The organism is Arthrobacter castelli DSM 16402 (genome assembly GCF_000430705.1).
Taxonomy (GTDB): Bacteria; Actinomycetota; Actinomycetes; order Actinomycetales; family Micrococcaceae; genus Arthrobacter_C; species Arthrobacter_C castelli.
Window position 1 is genome coordinate 13,719 of sequence record NZ_AUMN01000024.1, and the last position, 20,858, is coordinate 34,576.

19 protein-coding genes are annotated in these 20,858 nt (G+C 61.5%); 12 read left to right on the forward strand and 7 right to left on the reverse strand.

Annotated elements, in window-relative coordinates; translation table 11 throughout:
* Positions 1–4 precede the first annotated feature (4 nt).
* The 6 genes from H535_RS0118955 to H535_RS0118980 all read left to right on the forward strand — a co-directional run bounded on the left by H535_RS0118955 (position 5) and on the right by H535_RS0118980 (position 5,004).
* Positions 5–853 (forward strand): ABC transporter permease, encoded by an 849-nt coding sequence (locus H535_RS0118955; RefSeq protein ID WP_026820788.1) that lies wholly within the window; start codon positions 5–7, stop codon positions 851–853.
* Positions 837–1,631: an ABC transporter ATP-binding protein gene (locus tag H535_RS0118960; protein ID WP_026820789.1), complete on the forward strand. Its 795-nt coding sequence runs from the start codon at positions 837–839 to the stop codon at positions 1,629–1,631. Before H535_RS0118955 ends, H535_RS0118960 begins: the two co-directional genes overlap by 17 nt.
* A complete protein-coding gene (locus H535_RS0118965) occupies positions 1,624–2,688 on the forward strand; it encodes a glycosyltransferase family 2 protein (protein ID WP_026820790.1) in 1,065 nt (354 codons plus the stop codon). Before H535_RS0118960 ends, H535_RS0118965 begins: the two co-directional genes overlap by 8 nt.
* Positions 2,689–2,709: 21 nt before the next feature.
* Complete coding sequence (locus tag H535_RS0118970) at positions 2,710–3,564, forward strand: CDP-alcohol phosphatidyltransferase family protein (RefSeq protein WP_026820791.1); 855 nt, start codon at positions 2,710–2,712, stop codon at positions 3,562–3,564.
* On the forward strand, positions 3,561–4,460 hold the full coding sequence (locus H535_RS0118975; protein WP_026820792.1) for a glycosyltransferase family 2 protein: 900 nt from the start codon (positions 3,561–3,563) through the stop codon (positions 4,458–4,460). Before H535_RS0118970 ends, H535_RS0118975 begins: the two co-directional genes overlap by 4 nt.
* 82 nt (positions 4,461–4,542) lie before the next feature.
* A complete protein-coding gene (locus H535_RS0118980) occupies positions 4,543–5,004 on the forward strand; it encodes an FAD synthase family protein (RefSeq protein WP_026820793.1) in 462 nt (153 codons plus the stop codon).
* Between the two features lie 79 nt (positions 5,005–5,083).
* On the opposite strand, the gene H535_RS0118985 is transcribed toward H535_RS0118980, so the two are convergent.
* The 3 genes from H535_RS0118985 to H535_RS26680 all read right to left on the reverse strand — a co-directional run bounded on the left by H535_RS0118985 (position 5,084) and on the right by H535_RS26680 (position 8,064).
* Positions 5,084–5,713 carry a sulfotransferase family 2 domain-containing protein gene (locus tag H535_RS0118985; RefSeq protein WP_026820794.1) on the reverse strand — a complete coding sequence of 210 codons (630 nt, stop codon included), beginning with the start codon at positions 5,711–5,713 and terminating at the stop codon, positions 5,084–5,086.
* A 94-nt stretch (positions 5,714–5,807) separates the two neighbouring features.
* A complete protein-coding gene (cysC, locus tag H535_RS26675) occupies positions 5,808–7,070 on the reverse strand; it encodes an adenylyl-sulfate kinase (RefSeq protein WP_051299549.1) in 1,263 nt (420 codons plus the stop codon).
* Positions 7,063–8,064: a sulfite exporter TauE/SafE family protein gene (locus tag H535_RS26680; protein WP_245580385.1), complete on the reverse strand. Its 1,002-nt coding sequence runs from the start codon at positions 8,062–8,064 to the stop codon at positions 7,063–7,065. The genes cysC and H535_RS26680 overlap by 8 nt, the downstream gene beginning before the upstream one ends.
* 110 nt (positions 8,065–8,174) lie before the next feature.
* Here H535_RS26680 and H535_RS0119000 point away from each other — a divergent pair, with 110 nt between their 5' ends.
* The 4 genes from H535_RS0119000 to H535_RS0119015 all read left to right on the forward strand — a co-directional run bounded on the left by H535_RS0119000 (position 8,175) and on the right by H535_RS0119015 (position 12,364).
* Positions 8,175–8,963, forward strand: coding sequence for a 3'(2'),5'-bisphosphate nucleotidase CysQ (locus H535_RS0119000; RefSeq protein ID WP_051299550.1), 789 nt, complete (start codon positions 8,175–8,177; stop codon positions 8,961–8,963).
* A gap of 34 nt (positions 8,964–8,997) precedes the next feature.
* Positions 8,998–9,915 carry a sulfate adenylyltransferase subunit CysD gene (cysD, locus tag H535_RS0119005; RefSeq protein ID WP_026820796.1) on the forward strand — a complete coding sequence of 306 codons (918 nt, stop codon included), beginning with the start codon at positions 8,998–9,000 and terminating at the stop codon, positions 9,913–9,915.
* A complete protein-coding gene (locus tag H535_RS0119010) occupies positions 9,916–11,166 on the forward strand; it encodes a sulfate adenylyltransferase subunit 1 (RefSeq protein WP_026820797.1) in 1,251 nt (416 codons plus the stop codon).
* A 136-nt stretch (positions 11,167–11,302) separates the two neighbouring features.
* Positions 11,303–12,364, forward strand: a complete 1,062-nt coding sequence (locus tag H535_RS0119015; RefSeq protein ID WP_155838776.1) for a sulfotransferase family 2 domain-containing protein — start codon at positions 11,303–11,305, stop codon at positions 12,362–12,364.
* Between the two features lie 11 nt (positions 12,365–12,375).
* Here H535_RS0119015 and rfbA read toward each other — a convergent pair whose 3' ends face one another.
* Complete coding sequence (gene rfbA, locus H535_RS0119020; protein ID WP_026820799.1) at positions 12,376–13,236, reverse strand: glucose-1-phosphate thymidylyltransferase RfbA; 861 nt, start codon at positions 13,234–13,236, stop codon at positions 12,376–12,378.
* A gap of 55 nt (positions 13,237–13,291) precedes the next feature.
* Between rfbA and rfbB the strand changes: the two genes are divergently transcribed.
* A complete protein-coding gene (rfbB, locus tag H535_RS0119025) occupies positions 13,292–14,290 on the forward strand; it encodes a dTDP-glucose 4,6-dehydratase (protein WP_026820800.1) in 999 nt (332 codons plus the stop codon).
* A gap of 22 nt (positions 14,291–14,312) precedes the next feature.
* Positions 14,313–15,740, forward strand: a complete 1,428-nt coding sequence (locus H535_RS0119030; protein WP_026820801.1) for a sugar nucleotide-binding protein — start codon at positions 14,313–14,315, stop codon at positions 15,738–15,740.
* Here the strand turns inward: H535_RS0119030 and H535_RS0119035 are convergent.
* From H535_RS0119035 to H535_RS26685, 3 genes are read right to left on the reverse strand one after another with little or no spacing between them, the layout of a single operon-like run.
* Complete coding sequence (locus H535_RS0119035; RefSeq protein WP_026820802.1) at positions 15,700–16,344, reverse strand: sulfotransferase family 2 domain-containing protein; 645 nt, start codon at positions 16,342–16,344, stop codon at positions 15,700–15,702. The two genes, H535_RS0119030 and H535_RS0119035, sit on opposite strands and share 41 nt — an antisense overlap.
* Complete coding sequence (locus tag H535_RS0119040) at positions 16,344–17,999, reverse strand: glycosyltransferase family 2 protein (protein WP_026820803.1); 1,656 nt, start codon at positions 17,997–17,999, stop codon at positions 16,344–16,346. Before H535_RS0119040 ends, H535_RS0119035 begins: the two co-directional genes overlap by 1 nt.
* The gene (locus H535_RS26685) at positions 17,996–20,578 is read right to left on the reverse strand and encodes a glycosyltransferase (RefSeq protein WP_245580386.1); all 2,583 of its coding nucleotides are present in this window, start codon (positions 20,576–20,578) and stop codon (positions 17,996–17,998) included. Before H535_RS26685 ends, H535_RS0119040 begins: the two co-directional genes overlap by 4 nt.
* Positions 20,579–20,858 lie beyond the last annotated feature (280 nt).

The following is a 20,858-nucleotide window of genomic DNA, read 5'->3' on the forward strand; positions in this document are numbered from 1 at the left end:
TGGCATGAACGCTGCCGACTTTGCGGCCGAGAACAATCTGCACCGTGTCGGTGCCAGGCCGCCCCTGCATCGCTACCTGCAGGAAATGTGGGAACGCAGGGACTTCGCCATCACGATGGCGAAGTTCAAGATCGAGGCGAACAATCAGAAGAACCGGCTGGGCATGTTGTGGATTGGCCTGAGCCCGGTCCTCACTGCCGCGGTGTACGGCGTCGTCTTCGGGGTGCTCCAAGGCGACCGTCGCCCGGACAACTTCGCATCGTTCATCATTGCCGGGGTCTTCCTGTTCCAATACTTCACCAACACGATGAACAATGGTGCGAAGTCGATCGTGAGCAACCGTGCGTTGGTCCAGTCGCTCGCGTTCCCCCGGATGACGTTGCCCATGGCGACGGTGGTCCAGCAATTGCTCAACGTGACAGTGATCATCTCGGTGATGTATGTCATCTTGTTCGTGCTGGGGAACCCCATCAAGTTGTCCTGGCTGCTGATCGTGCCGCTGGTCGTGATCATGACCGTCTTCAACGCGGGCGTGGCGCTCTTCATGTCCCGATTGACGGCGCACACACGGGACATCACGCAGTTGCTGCCCATTATTAATCGGTTCTTCTTCTACAGCTCCGGAGTCTTGTTCCCCATCGACCGGATCCTGTCCAGTTTCCCCGCCCTGCTGCAGGTGTACGACTTCCATCCCATCTATGAATTCCTGGTGATCGGCCGCGGGGTGCTGCTTCAGGGATACACCGTCCCTTCTGAATACTGGTGGTATGCATCCGGCTGGGCAGCGCTGCTGCTGATCATTGGTACCGTGACATTCTGGGCAGCTGAGGAGAGCTATGGACGTGTCGACTAGAACGGAGGGCATCGTGGAACAGAGCGAGACGCCCCCCGGCAAACCTGTCGTCGTCGTCGATGACCTGCATGTGGACTATAAGGTCCACGCCACGGGCAAACGGGCCAAGAATTCGCGCAGGAAACTGTTAACTCCCACCCGTGGTCTGAGCAGCGTCCATGCACTCAGGGGTGTTTCCTTCACTGCCTACGAAAATGAGTCGATCGGGGTGATCGGTTCCAATGGTTCCGGCAAGTCGACCTTGATGCGTGCCATCGTCGGATTGACTCCGCCCAGCAAAGGTGCAGTCTATGCATCGTCGCGGCCCAATATGCTGGGCATCGGCGCAGCCTTGATTCCGGATCTGTCCGGGGAGAAGAACATCATCCTCGGCGGACTGGCATTAGGGCTGCCGAAGGAGCGGATCAAGCAGCTGCAGGAAGAGATCATTGAGTTCGCCGAGCTGGAGAACTTCATCGACCTGCCTATGCGGACCTATTCGTCGGGAATGCAGGCCCGGCTGAAATTTGCCATTGCCGTGGCGCGTGACCACGAAATCCTGATCGTGGATGAAGCGCTGGCGGTGGGGGACCGGCGGTTCCGTCAGCGCAGCGAGGACCGGATCCGCGGGATCCGGGAAAATGCCGGAACTGTGTTCCTGGTCTCCCACTCCATGAAGTCAATTGCCGACACCTGCAGCCGCGTGATCTGGCTGAACCAGGGGCAGCTGATGATGGACGGTGGTCCCGAAGAGGTTATCGAGGCCTATCAGGGCAGCAAGGGCCAGCCGGATGACTGATCCGCTGAGCACGGGCGAATCGAGCAGAATGCCCGGCGTCTCATTCATCATGCCCATCCTGAACGAGGCGAAATATATTGAGCGTGCCGTCACCAGTGTGCTGGCTCAAAAGTACGACGGCGACAAGGAAGTAGTACTGGCACTGGGCCCGTCGGCTGATGGCACTGACGAGATCGTCGCCCGGATGCAGCAGACCGAACCGCGGCTGAGGACGGTCCACAGCCCCACCGGAGCCACCCCTGCCGGCCTGAACCTGGCTATCGGCGCCTCCATCCACCCGGTGGTGATCCGGGTGGATGCGCACTCCGAACTGCTCCCGGACTACACACGGCTGGGAGTGGGCACCTTGTTGCGCACCGGAGCGGACAATGTCGGCGGATTAATGGATGCCAAGGGCGAGAATGCCTTCCAGGCAGCAGTGGCCCGTGCCTATGTCAGCCCGGTCGGGCTGGGCGGCGGTGTCTACCACAGCGGCAAGCAGTCCGGCCCGGCTGAATCCGCCTACCTGGGCATCTTCCGGCGCGATGCACTCGTGTCTGCAGGATGTTTCGACGAGTCGTTGCGGCGTGCCCAGGACTGGGATCTCAATTTGAGAATCCGCCAGAGCGGAGGCACCGTCTGGTTCGATCCCGACTTGCGGGTCACCTACTGGCCACGGTCGTCCTGGACCAAGCTGGTCCGCCAGTTCTATGCCACGGGCGTGTGGCGCGGGGAACTGGTGCGGCGCCACAGCGCACGCAATTCGCTGCGCTACTTCGCGCCGCCGGCGTTGGTCGCTGCGATATTCGTGGGATTGTCTTCCGCCATGCTCAAGGCCCTTGGACTCGGCTCGATGCTGCCCGCCGCCGCGGCGCGCACACTGACGTTCGCGGCCTGGGCGCCAGTGAGCTACCCGGTGTGGCTGTTGTGGGCGATCGCGACGTCGGGAAAGGGTATGAGCGTACGGGAGCGGATGTATTTGCTTGCCGTGCTGCCGAGCATGCATATCAGTTGGGGGTTGGGTTTCATCTCCGGCCTGTCAGCCGGCGCCGCCGACCAAGTCGACACCAGCCGGTAACGCCCCGTGGCTTCTGAGAACATGAATTCCGACGACAACGCCGCGCGCCGTCCTGATCGCCCGGCACGGCCGGCGCGTCCGACCCTGAATGAATTGCGGGCTGTTGCACAGCCGCCCGAGGTGCGCAGCCGGAAGAACGCAGAGCATTGGACGGCGGATCTGTACCTGCGGCACATGTCGATCTACTTCACGATGCTGCTGGTGCGGACCCGCATCTCGGCCAATGGTGTGACGGGATTAATGATCGCAGCCGGGTGGGCCGTGGCCGCCGCGCTGTTAATCCCCGGCATCTGGGGGCCGATACTCGCCGTCGTGTTTTGCCAGCTGCAAATGTACATCGACTGCTGCGATGGCGAGGTGGCCCGCTGGCGGGGGACCTCCGGCCCCAAGGGCGTGTTCCTGGACAAGGTGGGGCATTACACCACCGAGGGCTTCGTCGGGCTGGCCATCGGGCTGCGGGCCGTGGGGGACCTGGGACGGTTCAGCACGGATCCGGCCACGGCGTTCGGTTACGCTTTCGCCGGCGCATTGCTTGCCTTCTTCATCGTGCTGAATAAGGCGCTGAACGACATGGTGCATGTGTCTCGGGCCTTCGCCGGCCTGGAGCGGCTGCCCGACAAGGCCGAAGCGACCTCCTTTGGGCGGCGGTCAGTGGTGGCCCTGCTGCGCAGTGCTGCCCGGTTCGTCCCCTTCCACCGGATATACCACTCCGTTGAGCTCGCGCTGCTGACGCTTGCCGCTGCTATCGCCACCCTGATCAGCGGCGTGCCGCTGGCTGGCGAGCGGGTGTTGGTGCTGGCGCTGGTCCCGCTGGTGATTCTTGCCACGATCGGCCACTTCATCACTATTGTTGCCTCCTCCAGGTTGACCAAATGACGCCGCCGGCTTCCGGGCACCGGCCGTCCTTCGGCGTCGTCGTCCTCACCCAAGGCACCCGGCCCGGCGATTTGCACCGGGGACTGGCATCGTTGCAGCAGCAAACCGGTGTCGACCTCGATGTCATCGTGGTGGGAAACGGCTGGAGGCCCGAAGGGCTTCCCGCAGGTACTGGCAGCCACTACATCGAAGAGAACGTAGGGATCCCGGCCGGGCGCAATGCCGGAGTCCCGCTGGTTGACGGTGAGTACCTGTTCTTCCTCGACGACGACGCATGGCTGCCGGACAGCGACTTCCTCGCCAACGGCGCTGCACTGCTGGCGGCCGAACCCGGTATCGGCATGATCCAGCCGAGGATTGAGGACCCGGCCGACCCGGCTTCCCCGACCCGGTGGATCCCGCGGCTGCGTAAGGGGTCGCCCTTCCACTCGAGCAATATCTTCTCCGTGGTGGAAATGGCCGTGCTGATGCGCCGCGGGGTGTTCGATGCGACTGGTGGCTGGCCGGCCCCTTTCTGGTACGCCCATGAGGGCATCGAATTTGCATGGCGGGTATGGGACACCGGCTTCCGGGTCTGGTACGCCGGAGACCTGAGGGCGGCCCATCCGGTTATTGATCCGGCCCGCCATGAAGAGTATTTCCGGCTCAACGCCCGCAACCGGGTCTGGCTCGCCCGCCGTAACCTCCCGTGGCCGTTCAGCTGGCTGTATGTGACGACGTGGATGCTGGTGCAGGTGGTGCGGTGGCGCTCCCACCCGGAGCGGCTCAAATCCTGGTTCGGCGGCTTCCGTGCCGGCTGGCGGCAGCACCCGTGGGTGCCGGGGGAGAGACGACGGCGGATCCGGTGGCAGACGGTGCTGGCGATGGCACGATCCGGGCGCCCACCGGTGGTCTGAGGTGCGCGGAAACCGACAATGTTCCGCATAGACTTGACGGCACGAACGAGAACCGACAGCTGCCGGCGAATTGAGGAAGACAATGGCGAAGACAGTTTTGACGTACGGGACTTTCGACCTGTTCCATATCGGACACTTGAACATCCTGAAGCGGCTCAGCGAGCACGGGGAGCGGCTTATTGTGGGGGTGTCCACTGACGAGTTCAACGCCATCAAGGGCAAAAAGCCGATTGTGCCGTTCGACCAGCGGCTGGAGATCGTGCAGTCCATCCGTTACGTGCATTCGGCGATACCCGAGGACCGCTGGAGCCAGAAGCGGGAGGATATCGACACCTACCAGGCAGACGTTTTCGGCATCGGCGAGGACTGGAAGGGCAAGTTCGACGATCTCGAGGACCGCGTGGAGGTGGTATACCTGCCCCGCACGAGTGGAATTTCCACCACCGAGATGAAGCGGGTGCTCAGCGCCTTTGACGCCAAACACGTCGAGGAACTCAAGCGCACGTTGGACAGCATCAGCCAGATCGTGAAGGAATTGAGCTAACAGCACTGGCCGGCTGCCCGGTCAACAGCGGCGGGGCCGGTAGCGTGGCCTGCGGCGCTGTCACCGGCCGCCGCAGCGCCTACAGCGGATAGCCGAACCTCAGGTAGTCGGCTTCGTAGAATTCCTTGACGGCCGTCTCCATTTTGGGCGAGACCACCACGTCCTTACTGGAAAATCCAGTCTCCTTCTGCCCATCCTTGAGCCGTGGAATATTGGGGCCGACATCCAGGCCAAACCGCCGATTAAGATCGTCCACCACAAACTGCATCCCGGTTTCGAAGTAGTAAACATTGCTGCCGGGAACGTAGAAATCCACTTGCGGCCGCAGGTGGTTGTCGAACAGGAAATTGTCCGTTCTATATTTCCTGAAGGCCTTGGCGCCCCAGCTGTTGACCGACTCCGCATCGACCCCTTTGAGGCCTTTCCGGTTCCGCCAGATGTATTCGGATTTGAACCTGTTCAGCGGGTCGCGGACCATCATGAAGGTCGCGTCGAACCTCTCCAGCCGGAAATTAGTCTGCAGCATCTCGGCATGCATGTGTTGAGGGGTGCAGCGGCGAACATGGTTCACGGCTTCGCGGCCCATTTTTCCGTCCAGGTAGAGCACTTGGTATCCGCTGTCGCGGAAGACATTCTCGATCGTTGTCCCACCGGTTTTGGGGACGTGGACGAAAAGAAAGTTCCGTCCGTCTTTCTTGAAAATTGGCACTTCGCAGAGTCTTCCTTTGGCTAGTCAAACGATGGGACGGACTCCACAGCGGGTGTCCGGGCAGTGACGGTGTGTAGCGGTGGTGGACAATAGTTTATCCGGTGGGGGCAGCTGCGGTGTGCGTGATCAGGTGCAGAATGTCCGCCGTCGCATCTTCAACGGACGTGACTGATGTATCGACGACGAAGTCCGGGTCCACGGGAACGTCATACGGTGAATCAATTCCTGTGAAATCCGGAATCTCGCCGGCACGGGCCTTGGCGTACAGCCCCTTTCGGTCGCGCTGCTCGCATACCTCCAACGGCGTCGAGACATGGACCAGCAGGTACTGCCCGGCCGCCCGCGCAAGTTCGGCGACCCGCCGGCGGCTTTCCTCGAAGGGGGCTATGGGGGCGCAGACTGCGATGCCGCCGACCGCCGATATCTGCGCGCCGACCCAACCGATTCTCTCCACGTTCGTATTCCGGTCTTCGCGGGTGAAGCCCAGGCCGGCGGTGAGGAACCGGCGGATATCGTCTCCATCCAGCAGCAGTGCCTTGCGCGGATCGACGCGGTGGACCTGCTGTACCAGCTCGCGGGCCAGAGTGGACTTTCCGGATCCGGACAACCCCGTGAATAGCACCACCAGCCCTGTGTGTGGCTCTGCAGCATTTTCTGCCGGTTCGTGGCCGGCGAAGTCGAGTACCTGGCCGGCTCCCAGCCGGCCGACGACGTGTGCACCGCACGTACCGGCCGTTCCGTGTGCGGCGTCGTCGTGCCCCGGTACGACCAGCACGTGGGCTGAAGCATTGTCCAGTTCCGCAGCACAGGCGCGCAGCACATCGATCAGTGCGGCCAGCTCCCGGTTGCCGCCATCGGCTCCGTCGCTGATGGCGATCAGGTGCAGGTGTCCATCCAGGCGTGTGACAGTTGCGGTTGCCTTGGCGATGTCGGCGGCCGCCGGCGGCGCATCAAAGATGGCGGCGATGTGCGGCCGCCCCTCGGGGGCCTCAAGCGGGGAGGTGATTCGAATATCACGCCCCAGGCCGTGTTCGGGAGGCTGCAAGGCCGACACCTGCCCTGACAGGTGGATGGTCCCGTCCGCTGCAGGCTCGCTGTCGGCGATATCCAGTCGGGCCAACGGCGTACCATCCGGGTCCCTGAGCTGCAGGCTGCCGTGTGCGATGCCCTGCTCAGCCGGGCCGGCAGGAACCTGCAGCAGCGGCGCTGCCGGATTCGGACCGCCGGCCTGCCGGGGCAACACGTAGGAGGCGGAGCCATCCGCCAGTAATCCGCCCAGCAGGAGTTCAAGCGTGTCCAGGACGTCGTAGTCGAACGAATGGCCTGGTTCCTGCAGTACATCCTGCCAGTCAGTCATCGTCTGGTCCTTCCTTGGGAGTGAGGGGATGGTTGCCGGCAGCACGGAACGGCAGTTTCATGTGCCAGGCGGGGAAGCCCAGCCGGGTACGCATGTACATCCACAGCGGGGGAGCCACCAACAGTACCGCGAGCAGGATGATTCCCGTCGTCAGGTTTTCGAGGCCAAGCATCTTCAGCCCGGATGCCAACAGTACAAAGGCCAGCGCCCGGCGCACGAGCCCGCCGTTGAGACGGGATGAAAGCTGCGCGCCCAGAAAGACACCGGGAATACTACCAATGATTAAGGGCAAGGTGACGGACATACTGATGTCGCCAAAGAAATAGTGGCCCAGAGCGGCGGCCAGCACCAGCGGAACGGCCTGTACGAGGTCCGTGCCCACCAGCTGGTTGGCCTTCAACCCGGGGTACAGCAGCATGAGCCCGACGATGATCAACGATCCGGACCCCACTGACGTCATGCCCACGATAAATCCGCCCACCAGCCCCAGCAGCAACGTGGGCACGATCCTGGGGGACACGCGCACCGGGACGGTGCGGCTGCTCGGGATGCCCCCGCGCGTTTGGTCCCGGCCATCCCGGTTGCGCGCCTTTTCGACGAGCCGGAGATACGCTCTCACCACGAGCAGCGTCGCGGTCAGCAACAGGGCCAGGCCGAGGGCGGTCTGAATGTTGGATTGGACACTTTGGTCGTCGCCTAATGCTTTCAACACCAGAACACCGCAGAACGCGGCGGGCACCGAACCGATGACCAGCCATTTGACCAGCGACAGGTTCACGGTCTGATGCCTGAGGTGGACGGCTGAGCCGACCGGCTTCATCATGGCACTGGCCACCAGATCACTGGAGACGGCCGCCAGCGGAGGGACGTTGAAGAACAGCACGAGCACCGGCGTCATCAAGGCGCCGCCACCCATGCCGGTCAAACCGACGACTATTCCAATGGCGAACGCGGACGACGCCATAGTCAAATCCACAATTGGCGATTCTCTCACACCACCTCACAAGTCGATGCGGATTATCAGGGCGGAAGCCATGATCTGTAAAGTGATGGCCGACAGGGTTCACCCCCGGGTGCCGACTACACAATGAGCTTGGAGCGTGCATGGACCAGGAAGAGTGGCTGAAGACCGAATTCGGCCATGCCGAAGACGACGCCACTTTCGCCCATCACTTGGCTGAAGCAGCCGGACGGGCGTTGGCAGACTTCAGGACCGAGGCACTGGCCGAGGGGCTGGACGGAAAGAAGCTGAAGGATCAGGGAGACGCCCGTTCACAGCAGCTGATCAGTTCGGTACTGCGCTTCGCTCGTCCACACGACGCCGTGTTGTCCGAGGAAGCAACGGATAGCGAGGAGCGTCTTTCTGCCGGTCGGGTCTGGATTATCGACCCCCTGGATGGAACTCGCGAGTACTCCGAAGACCGGCACGACTGGGCCGTGCACGTCGCCTTGTGGTCGGACGGATCCTTGGTGGCCGGCGCCGTGGCACTGCCGGGCCTGGACACGGTGCTCAGCACCGGGCGTGAGGGCACCAGTGATGCAACGGTAAACGGACGTCGTCCAAAGATCGCCGTCTCGCGCAGTCGTGCCCCGCAACTGGTGACTGATGTTGCCGACATCCTCGATGCCGAACTGGTCCCCATGGGATCGGCCGGATACAAGGCAGCAGCGGTTATCCGCGGCGAAGTGGATGCGTATATCCACGCCGGCGGGCAGTACGAGTGGGACTCTGCGGCCCCTGTTGCCGTGGCGCAGGCGCGCCGGTTGCACACTAGTAGGATTGATGGCTCCAGTCTTCGATACAATCAAGCAGATCCCTATTTGCCTGACCTGCTGGTATGCCGTGCCGATTTGGCCGACCAACTGCTGAATACCATCAGTAAAGTCAAGTGACCCTGACAGCGAAAGCTGAGAACGGACTAGATACATGAGTACCGACAGCGGCTCAAAGTACAACCTGAGCCAACTAAAGGCGCTCGAATCCGAAGCGATCTTCATCATTCGGGAAGTAGCCGCCGAATTGGAGCGGCCGGCGATGATGTTTTCCGGCGGCAAGGATTCCATGGTGATGCTGCACCTCGCGGTGAAGGCCTTTGCCCCGGCGCCGCTGCCGTTCCCGGTGGTCCATGTCGACACCGGCGTCAATTTCGACGAGGTCCTCGAGTTCCGCGATCGCGTGGTCGACGAGCTCGGCGTCCGGCTGGTGGTAGGTTCCGTGCAGGATGCTATTGACCGTGGGGAGGTGCAGCCCGAACCCAACGGTTCGCGCAACCGGATTCAAACGCCGGTGCTGCTGGCCACCACCGAGGAACACGGATTCAACGCCTTGATGGGCGGTGCCCGGCGCGATGAGGAGAAGGCACGCGCCAAGGAACGCGTCTTCTCTTTCCGCGACGAGTTCGGCCAGTGGGATCCGAAGAGCCAGCGGCCCGAACTGTGGAGCCTGTACAACGCCAAGGTGCACCAGGGCGAAAGCATCCGCGTTTTCCCGTTGTCCAACTGGACTGAACTGGACATTTGGGACTATGTGGCACACGAACAGATCGAGTTGCCGCCGGTGTATTATGCCAAGGAGCGCGAGGTGTTCGAGCGTGACGGCATGCTGTTTGCCGTCAATCAGCACTCCCAGCCCAAAGAGGGCGAAGATGTTTTCACCGAGATGGTCCGCTACCGCACCGTGGGGGATGCCAATCTCACCGCGGCGGTCCGTTCCGCGGCGACCACGGTGGAGGATATTGTCACTGAAATTGCGGCTACCCGTATTACCGAACGCGGTGCGACCCGCGGGGATGACCGTGTGAGCGAGGCGGCGATGGAAGACCGCAAGAAAGAAGGCTATTTCTAAATGGATCTCTTGCGATTTGCTACCGCAGGTTCGGTCGACGACGGCAAGAGCACGCTGATCGGCCGGCTGCTGCACGACTCCAAGTCCATCTTCGAGGACCAGTTGGAGGCCGTGGAGAAGACCAGCCGGTCCCGTGGCACCGACTACACCGACTTGGCACTGTTGACGGACGGACTGAGGTCCGAGCGCGAGCAGGGCATCACCATTGACGTCGCGTACCGCTACTTCGCCACCCCGCAGCGTAAATTCATTATTGCGGATACTCCCGGGCACATTCAGTACACCCGGAATATGGTCACGGGCGCGTCCACTTCGGACTTGTCCATCGTGCTCGTTGACGCGCGGAAGGGCCTGGTTGAACAGAGCCGGCGCCACGCCTTCCTGGTGTCCCTGCTGCAGGTGCCTCACCTGGTCGTGGCGGTGAACAAAATGGACCTGGTCGATTGGTCCCAGGAAGTCTACGAACAGATTCAGCGGGACTTCTCCGAGTACGCCACCCGGCTGAACATTCCGGACATGACGGTCATCCCGGTGTCGGCTCTGGCCGGCGATAACGTGGTGAACCGGTCAGAGAACATGCCATGGTACGAGGGCCCATCCCTGCTGCACCACTTGGAACATGTACACATTGCCAGCGACCGCAACCTGGTCGACGTCCGTTTCCCGGTGCAGAACGTTATCCGGCCAAAGAGCGACGCCTACCACGACTACCGCGGTTATGCCGGTCGGGTGGCCGGCGGCGTGATGAAGCCCGGCGACGACGTCGTCGTGCTGCCCAGCGGTATGCCGTCCACTATCGAGGCGATCGACACGGCCGAAGGAGAGCTGGACGAGGCCTTTGCCCCGATGTCGGTCACGGTCCGGCTCAAGGACGATATCGACGTCTCCCGCGGCGATATGATCTGCCGGCCCAACAACCAGCCCATCATCACCCAGGACGTGGAAGCCATGATCTGCTGGATGGACCATGCGCCGCTGAAGCCCGGCGCCAAGCTCGCCATCAAGCACACCACGCAGTCGGCCCGTGCCCTGGTCAAGGACCTGCACTATGAGCTCAACATCAATACCTTGCACCGCAACATGGACGCCGAGGAACTGAGGGTCAACGAGGTCGGCCGTGTACGGATGCGGACCACCAAACCGCTGCTGGCCGATGAATACCACCGCAACCGGATCACCGGAGGGTTCATCTTGATCGATGAGTCCAACTACAGGACCGTCGCGGCCGGGATGATCGTCAACGCCGAATAGCTCATGCGGCGCTCTCGGAGCGCTCGTGCCGCCGCGTGATGTGCCCGCCGGACGGATGTGGTCAGTTGCATCCGTGCGGCGGGCCTTCGGCATAGTGAGTATTTTTGATCACGACAATTGAGTAGGTGCACGCAAGTTGAACACCCCGCTATGGAACGGCGTCCGTCCTCCCGCCAACTCCTTCGTGTTGCCCGAGCGGAAAATGGTCTACATATCGGTGACCAAGGTCGCCTGTACCAGCCTGAGATGGATGGTTGCCGATCTTGCCGGCGAGGACCTGGACATGTTTGCCCGGGCGACCGGCGGGCAGCAGAGCCGGCTGATGACAATTCATGGTGGACGCAACCGGTGGAAGAAAACCCCGCAGCTGCATCACCTGAGCCAGCGGCAACTCGATGAGATCCACCCGGACAACGGCTGGCTGATATTCGCCGTCGTCCGGGATCCGTGGAGCCGGCTGTGGTCCGCATGGGAATCCAAATTCCTGGTCCGGCATGTCAGTTACATGCGCCGCTTTGGCGATGAATCATGGTTCCCGCGGGTGCCGAGGAGCGCCGATGACGTTGTGGAGGACTACCGGACGTTTGTGCAGGAGCGTCCGTGGGAGAGCTATCCGGAGTTGATCAAGGACGCTCACTTTTGGCCCCAGGTCAAGTCGGTCCGTCCGGATGAGCTTCCTTATACGAACATCTACAACCTGAGCGAGTTGTCAACGCTGTTCCAGGACATCCACGCGCATCTGCAGTCGGCCGGGACTGACCAGGAGCTCTATCTGCCCCGGGCCAACGAGACTCCGCTGGGCATGACGGCGGACACGCTGGGCGGAGGAGTGCTTGAGACCGTCAGGGACGCCTATGCCCCCGACTTCGAGGCCCTTGGCGATCGTTGGGATGCGGATAAGTTGAAGCTGGTCCCTTCCGGATGGACCCAGGACGCCATCGACCATGTTGCCTTCCACACCGCGGCCAATGAGAGGATCGGCGACTTGTCCTCGGCGCTGCGGACCACGCGGGAGCAGCTGGGCACCACCCGTCAGAAACTAAAGCAGTTGCAAGCAAGGAAGTCGCCGCAGGACCTGGCCGCCGACGAGGTCAAGCGGCTGCGGTCCATACCCGTTGGCGAACTGCCGGGCAGGGCGCTCAAAAAGGCCAAGGGCACACCGGCCGGGCGGCGTGTCCGCAAACTGCTGAAACGCTGACTGACTGCAGTTTACTGCAGCAGTCCCAGCAGGTAGTTGCCGTAGCCGCTCTTCACGAGTGGCTCGGCGCGGGCGCGCAGCTGGTCGTCGTCAAGGAGGCCAAGGCGCCACGCGGCCTCTTCGGGACATCCAATGGACAATCCCTGCCGCTTTTGCACAGTCCGGACGAATTCCGAGGCCTCATTGAGCGAATCGAAGGTGCCGGTATCAAGCCACGCCGTCCCGCGGGGCAGGACCTCGACCTGCAACTTCCCGCGCTCCAGATAGGCACGGTTAATGTCGGTGATTTCCAGCTCGCCGCGGTCCGACGGCTCAAGGTTCCGGGCGATATCGACCACGTCGTTGTCATAGAAGTAGAGCCCGGGAATGGCATAGTGGCTGCGGGGCTCGGCGGGCTTTTCCTCCAGCGATACTGCCGTGCGCGCCTCGTCGAATTCGACCACTCCATAGGAACCGGGATCTGCGACCCAATACCCAAAGACCGCGGCCCCGTCGATGTCCCGGAATCTGGCCAGACTGGTTCCGGTTCCGGGGCCGGAAAAGATGTTGTCGCCCAGGACCAATGCGGCCGGCCCGCCGCCAATATGTTCCGCTCCGATGGTGAACGCCTCAGCCAGGCCGGCCGGCTTGTGCTGCCTGGCATAGGTGATGGAGATGCCAAACCGGGAGCCGTCCCCGAGCAGCCGTTCGAATGCGGCCGCGTCATGGGGAGTGGTGATAATCAACACGTCTGTGATTCCTGCCAGAATCAGTGTCGACAACGGGTAGTAAATCATCGGCTTGTCATAGACGGGCACCAGCTGCTTGCTTGTCCCCAGCGTGATCGGGTGCAGCCTCGATCCGGATCCGCCGGCCAGAATAATTCCACGCATAACAGCAATCATGTCCCAGCCGGGCCGTGGAGGCCAAACCGGTAGGGTAGGAGGAATGCAGAATCTTTTGGTGACCGGTGGCGCGGGTTTCATCGGATCGAATTTCGTCCATTACTGCGTCGAACATACCGGCTTTCACATCACGGTGCTGGATAAGCTCACCTACGCAGGCCACCGGGAGTCGCTCGCTTCATTGCCTGCGGACCGGGTGGACCTGGTTCATGGTGATATCGCCGACGCCGCGCTGGTAAACGACTTGGTGCCACGGGCCGACGTCGTCGTCCACTACGCCGCCGAATCCCACAATGACAATTCATTGCACGATCCTCGGCCGTTCCTGGATACCAATATTGTCGGCACCTACACGCTGCTGGAGGCAGTGCGCCGCCACGGGAAGCGTTACCACCATATTTCCACTGACGAGGTCTATGGAGACCTTGACCTTGACGATCCCGGCAGGTTCACCGAAGAGACCGCGTACAACCCGTCGAGTCCGTATTCGTCCACCAAGGCAGGCTCGGACATGCTGGTCCGGGCCTGGTTCCGGTCGTTCGGGGTGCAGGCGACCATCAGTAATTGTTCGAACAACTATGGGCCGTTCCAGCACGTGGAAAAGTTCATTCCCCGGCAGATCACGAACCTGATCGATGGCGTGCGGCCGAAACTCTACGGTGCCGGCGCCAACGTCCGGGACTGGATCCACGCCGACGACCATTCGGCAGCGGTGCTGAAGATCATCGAAAAGGGACGCCCCGGGGAGACATACCTGATAGGGGCCGACGGCGAACGGTCCAATCAGCAGGTGATCGAGACATTGCTGGAGCTGTTTTCACTGCCTGCCGGCGCCTACGACCAAGTGACCGACCGTCCCGGACACGACCTGCGGTATGCCATCGATTCGACGAAGCTGAGGACCGAGCTGGGATGGCGGCCGGTGGTTGACAGCTTCGAGACCGGCCTGGCTGCCACTATCGACTGGTACAAAGCGAACGAGACGTGGTGGCGCCCCCAGAAGGCCGGCACCGAGGCCCGATACGTGGAACAGGGACAGTAGACGAGGAGCCGTTCGAGTATCTATGAGCATCGAGTTTTCAAAGGCATTGGCTGTCGAGTCGACGTCGATCCCGGGGCTGCAGGTCATCGACCTGGCGGTGCATGGTGACAACCGCGGGTGGTTCAAGGAGAACTGGCAGCGCGCCAAGATGACTGCCGCCGGGCTGCCGGATTTCGGACCCGTGCAGAACAACATCTCCTTCAATCCTGCGGCCGGCACCACGCGGGGGATCCACGCGGAGCCCTGGGATAAATACATTTCCGTGGCCAGCGGCCGGATCTTCGGTGCCTGGGTCGATCTGCGACGCGGGCCCACCTTCGGCAATACCCACACCGTGGAATTGGACCCGTCCAAGGCCGTCTTCGTCCCCCGCGGCGTTGGCAACGCCTTCCAGACCCTGGAGGATGACACTGCGTACACGTACCTCGTCAACGACCATTGGAGTGCCGATGCGCAGGGTCAGTACACCTTCCTGAATCCGGCCGACCCGACGGCGGGCTTCGAATGGCCGATTCCCCTTCAGAGCGCCCAACTGTCAGATAAGGACCGCCTCCACCCCTGGCTCGCCGACGTCGAGCCCATGGAGGGCCGGAAGATTCTGGTCCTCGGATCGAACGGCCAATTAGGCATGGCGTTGCGCGCTGAGCTCGGCGATGCGGCAACTGTCGAATATGCAGGCCACGAAGAATTCAACCTCGCGGAGCCGTCTTCCTGGCCGGCGCTCGACTGGCGCAACTATCAGGCCATCATCAACGCGGCCGCGTACACAAAGGTCGATGACGCCGAGGCACCCGGCGGGCGGAGGGCGGCCTGGGCCGTTAACGCCGCGGCACTGGCGCGGCTGGCCGACATCGCCAACGCCAACGGCCTGACCCTGGTGCACGTGTCCAGCGATTATGTATTTGACGGCACGGCCGCGGTCCATGATGAAGACGAAGGATTCAGCCCGCTGAACGTCTATGGCCAGACGAAGGCAGCCGGCGACATGGCTGTGTCCACCGCCGCACGGCATTACCTGATCCGCACCAGCTGGGTCGTCGGGTCCGGTAAGAACTTCATCTCCACGATGATCACGCTGGCGGAAAAGGGCGTGGATCCTTCAGTGGTTTCGGACCAGATTGGCCGGTTGTCCTTCACCACCGACATTGCGCGCGGCATTGTGCACCTGCTGGACGGCGGCGCCGCCTACGGAACGTACAACCTGACGAATACCGGGCCGCCGCAAAGCTGGTCAGATGTGGCCAAGCAGGTATTCGAGATCGTCGGACACGATCCGCAAAGAGTCACGCCCGCCACGACCGAGGCCTACTATGCGGGCAAGCCTCACGCACCGCGACCCGCCAACAGTGTGCTGAACCTCGACAAGTTGCAGTCAACGGGGTTCACCCCGCGTTCGGCCAGTGAGGCGCTCAGCGATTATCTTCAGGTAATGGATACCCGAAACGAGTGAAGTCGTCGTGGTAGAAGTCGATCAGCCTGGTCTGCAGCTGGTCAGAGATTTCCACATCGCTGCTGGAGGAACCACTGGCGCTCTTCCGGTCCATCACCCGCGGAATGTTTGGATCAAGCCCCAACCCGTAGCGTGAGTTCAGGTCCGCGACGAGTGTATCGAGTCCATCCTCCAGCCGGTACACATCCGACTTCTCCAGCTTGAATTCGCTCTGCGGCCTGAGGTGATTGTCAAAGACAAAGCTGTCCGCCAGATACTTCTTGAAAGCTTTATCCGCCCACTGGTCGACATCGGCCGCGGTACCATGTTGCAGGCGGTCGGCATTGCGCATGCCGTACTCGGAGCGGAACCGGGCAAGGGGCTCCCTGGTGACCATCAAGATCAGGTCGAAGGCGTTGAGCCGGAAATTCCGGTCAAGCATCTCGGCGTGCATGTGCTGGGGCGAACAGCGCCGCAGCCGATTGACGGACTTCGGGCCGGTCTTCGGGTCGCGGTAGAGCACTTGATACCCGCTGTTGCCGAAAACCCGTTCGACAGTCGATCCTCCGGCCTTTGGAACGTGGACAAACAGAATATTCTGTCCGTCTTTCCTGAAAATCGGCACTACTTGACCTTTCGCTTAATCTGGGCACCGACCCGCTTCATCCTGCGCTTTACGCCGGTCGGCAGGCGGCGGGAAGCGAGTTCGCGCGCCGCCGAGAAAATGTCAACCACGGGCTGCGACTGCGCTACGTCCCTGGGAGACGGCCCGGCAGCCGGTGCCGGAACGCTGATATCGAGGGCAAGGAAGCCTTTTTTGGTCGGGTAGGCCGTAACTGTCCTGTCGGAGATGTGGTTGGTGACCGCTGATTGGCCCAGCATGGAGATCCGGTGTGTCGCGGTGTATCCGAGTTCAGTGACTCGGTGGAAGAGCTCCCATACTCCGGCCTCGAGCGGTTGGCCCATCGCTGCTGTTTCCGGATCCACCGCGCCGGTCATGCGGACTTCAATGGTGTGGCCGCCGTCCTCCAGCGGGACCACGTCCACGTCGCTCTCGGTGGGAAGTATCCAGTCGACATTGGAGGGCCGGTGCCGCACGGCAATCTCCCCAAACGCCTTTTGGACATGATCGGTTAAATCCCAGACATCTGCCGGTGTGTCGCCCCGCAGTTCCTCCGGGACGACCCGCGACACCCTCCCATCACGGGTCTGAACCTGCAGCGGCTGACCGTCGCGGTCCACGATCCTGGTGCTGAGCGACACATTAAGCTTTCCGCGCGCCCAGTGGGCCTCGAACGCTGTTCCCTGCAGCCTCATGCCATGGTCAAGGGTCGAGAGTGTATGGAGCTGTTCCCGGGTTCCATGCCGCAGCAGGGATGACCGCGCGCGGTCCGCAGCTGACAAGTAGAAGTCGAGCTCTGGGGGGAAACAGGGCAGCAGCGTGGCAAACTTTTTCAGCAATCGGTTCTGGTATTTTTCGCCGTGACCCTGGAACTGGCCGTTGAGCCGTTCCAGCATCCGGCTGCGGTACCAGCGAACCAGCAAATGATTGCGCTTTTCGCCGTGGGGCAGCTCATCCAGGATTGGATCGAGCGAGCCGCGGAATGCCTTCCAGTACTCTTCGAAGTCATAGCCCTTTTTGTGGCTGTTGTCCTCATACAGGATCCAGCGGTAGCACGGATATTCGGCGAAGATGCCGATCGCGTGAGTGCGGACCCAGGCCTGGGCGTTGAAATTGAAATCTTCCAGTCGCGGCCTGTCCTCCGGGAACCGGATCCGTGCCTCATTGAGGAAGCCGAGACGATACAGATTATGCGGAGTGATGCAATGGAGCGCGGTCTGGTCCAGTTCCGCCAGCACCGGGCGCTGCTGTCGCCAGGTGACCCACCCTGGCGTCGACCACCCTTGCACCACTTCCTTGGGATGGACCACGTCCAGCTTGTTTGTTGCGGCAAAATGGTACATGCGCTCGAGCGCTTCGGGAAATACATAATCGTCGTGGTCTACGAAGAACACATACTCGCCCTGCGCCAGATCGATTCCGACGTTGCGCGGCCGTGACGGCCAGCCGGAGTTCTCGATGCGGCGCACCACGACATTCGTGCGCTGGGCAGCGATGTCCTGCAGCCGGGCATAGGTGCCATCCGGGGAACCGTCGTCGACGAAAATCACTTCAAATTCCGACGCCGGCATGGACTGGGCGTCCAGGGCCGCGACGACGTCGTCAAGCTCCGGCGGTGAGGAGTAGGTGGGAATGATGACGCTGACTTTGACTGTCATTTCATGTTGCTCCGCGGTAGTTTCGGCTGGTCATCCTCCGCGCCAATGGCACGGTAGAACTGCTGCATCGCTTTTCTGTTGTAGGCATCGGCGTCGAACTCCGCCGTGGGTATCTCCCCGCGGATGGCTCGGCGCATGCCGTCGGCGAGAGCCGTGTCGTCCCGATCCACGACGAGTCCTGTCCCTTCCGGCAAGGCGCTGGCTGCCGACTCAAACGCCGTCGTCAACACCGGGATACCGAGGATCAGGGCCTCGAGAATCACCATCGGCTGCCCCTCGTAGTCGCTGGACATCACCATGCAGTCCGCGGCCGACATCAACACCGCCGCGTTCGGTTGTTGCCCGGTGAATGTCACGGATCGGCTGAGCCCGTGATGCGCCGCGATATCCCGCAGTTCCCCCGTCAGGGGACCGCTGCCCACGATCACCAGACGGGTCGCCGGATTCTCGTGATGGATGTCCGCGAAGGCCCGCAGCAGACGGGCGTGGTTCTTTTCAGGTGATAGACGGCCCACCGTGACGAACGTGGTGACATTGTCCCGGTGCGGCATGTAGGTATCGACAATCCGCTGCCGCTGGACTTCGCTAGCCACGCTCGCCAATGGATACCCCTGCTTCAGGTAAGCCACAGCCTCGGACAGATTCTTCGGCGTGGACTCCAATGCGGGCGTATCAGCCGGAGCGTTGGAGTCAGCATCGCCAAACGCATTGCGCCGGATCTGATCCGCATTGACCGTATTGACTGCGGAGACGAACCTGTCGGCGCTGGCATATTCAGTCAGGTTGGGCTGATTCACTTCCTGGAGGGCTTCAGACACAGAGACCAGTCGATCGAACCGGTGGTACGTCTTGAAGACTGCTCCAAGCCCGCGCCGCAAGGGTTGTTTGCCGTCAACTGTGCGCTGCGAGTCGTTCCACACGTCGTTGTGCAGCCAGATGGAGTGGGTTTTGGCCCGGCCGTTCAGCAGGATGTAATCCCAGAACGGACCATATCCGCTGAAATCGACGATGTAGTCGAATTCGCTGTCGCCAAAGCACCGGCGCCACTCGTCTTTCCAGATTCTGGCATCCGGCGCGTGGTCGGGGACGACCTTGACCGGGCCCTTTCCGATATGGCTTCGCATCATCCAATGCTCCACCTTGCTGCCGTTGAGTCCGCCTTCGCGGGGGAACAGCCGAACATTGGGATTAATCGTCGCGGCGCTGCGCTTTTTGGAGTCCATCCTGCTGTAGGAGTAGAACGCAGACACGTCGAAACGCGAGTGGTCGATGTTGTTCAGCAGATTCAACGCCGAGGCGGTGATGCCATTGGGCGCCATGCCGCCAAGGTAGATCAGAATAGCTTCGCGCCCGTCGGAGAAGCCATGACGTACGTTCATGCCCTCGACGCCCTTGAAAATGATGTCGACAATCCGCTGTGCTGCGTGGCCGTCTTCATGACGGCAGAATCGTTGCCGGGCGCTTTCATACCGTGCGCTCAGGTCCGGATCGGCGAAGACCTGGCCGTCGGTCCGCTGTTCCAACGACTTGATGTTGGCCGACAGCTCAGTCACATCGGTCGAGACCGGCCCGGGAAGCTCATCCGTGGACAAATACAGGCCCCGCCCGGAGGAGTACTGATCGAGATCCGGCAGGTGGAACAACACGGGGTGTCCGCTGGCCAGGTAGTCGAAGAAGATGCTCGAGTAGTCAGTCACCAGCACGTCGGTGGCACCGAGGACCAAATTCGCCGGCACATCGTTCGGAACCAGGTATCCGGCCAGTTCCGGCATCTCAGCCATTTCCCTGTAGACCACTTGGTGGGTCTTCAGCAGAATCCGGTACTCGGAGGTGTCGATGTTTTGTTCGAGCTGTTCGACAACACGTTTGAGGGCAATGGCATCATTGACCGGACGGTAGAAGGATTCGCCCTTCCACGTGGGCGCATAGAGAATGATCTTACGATCATCAAGTTCAATGCCGGCCGAACGCATCTGCTGCCGAAAAGCACTGGGATCATTGGCGGTGGCAAACTGGCGATCGACCCGGGGGTAGCCTTCTTCGACGATTTTTCCCTCGAAGATGTTCCGGAGTTTGTAGCCTTCCAGATACATCTGCTCAGACATAAACTCGTTCGCGGACAGCAGGTAGTCCGCAGCCACAAAGTTCCGGATGACGTTGCGGGTATCCGGCCCGCCGCCTTCGACGTCGTACCCCATGCGCTTCAGGGGTGTCCCGTGCCAGGTGTTGATATATGTTTGCCCGTCACGTTTGCTGAACTGCCAGGGGAAGGTGGCGTTGTTAATCAGGTATTGAGACGTGGCAAGAGCCTTGTAGTACCTGTCTGTCTTATACTCGACAAACTCCACATTGTCGTAGTGACTGTACCGTTCCACCGCTGAGCGATAGTGGTCCAGGTCGGAGAGCACCCAAATATGCCGTAGGTGGGACATTTGGGGGTCGTTCAGCAAGGTCTGGAAGATCGCCTCAGGATTGTCCAGCATGCCATTGCCCGAGAATGACTCGTAGACTACTGAATCCGGGCTGATCGGCCGGGAGCGCCAAAAGGCATATGACTCATAGCGCTTGGCTCTTGTCAACTTCTGGTTGACAAGATCTACGTATTTGTTGCGACCCAATACTTCCTCCGTATCAACATTACCGCCGGGCGGTGTCCAACCTCATACGCGGGTTGCGAGTGACCGCCCCGGTGAGCCACACGATAAGGACGGACAATCAAGTCTAACTTAGGAGGTGCGTCGAGGCCGGTGTTCCACGCCGTGACACCGGTACTGTTGCACAGGAGGGCGTATACGGCCCGGAAATCATGAGTTCGTCCCGCAGGACGGAAAGAAAAGGGAGCATGTCAGTCAGTGCTTA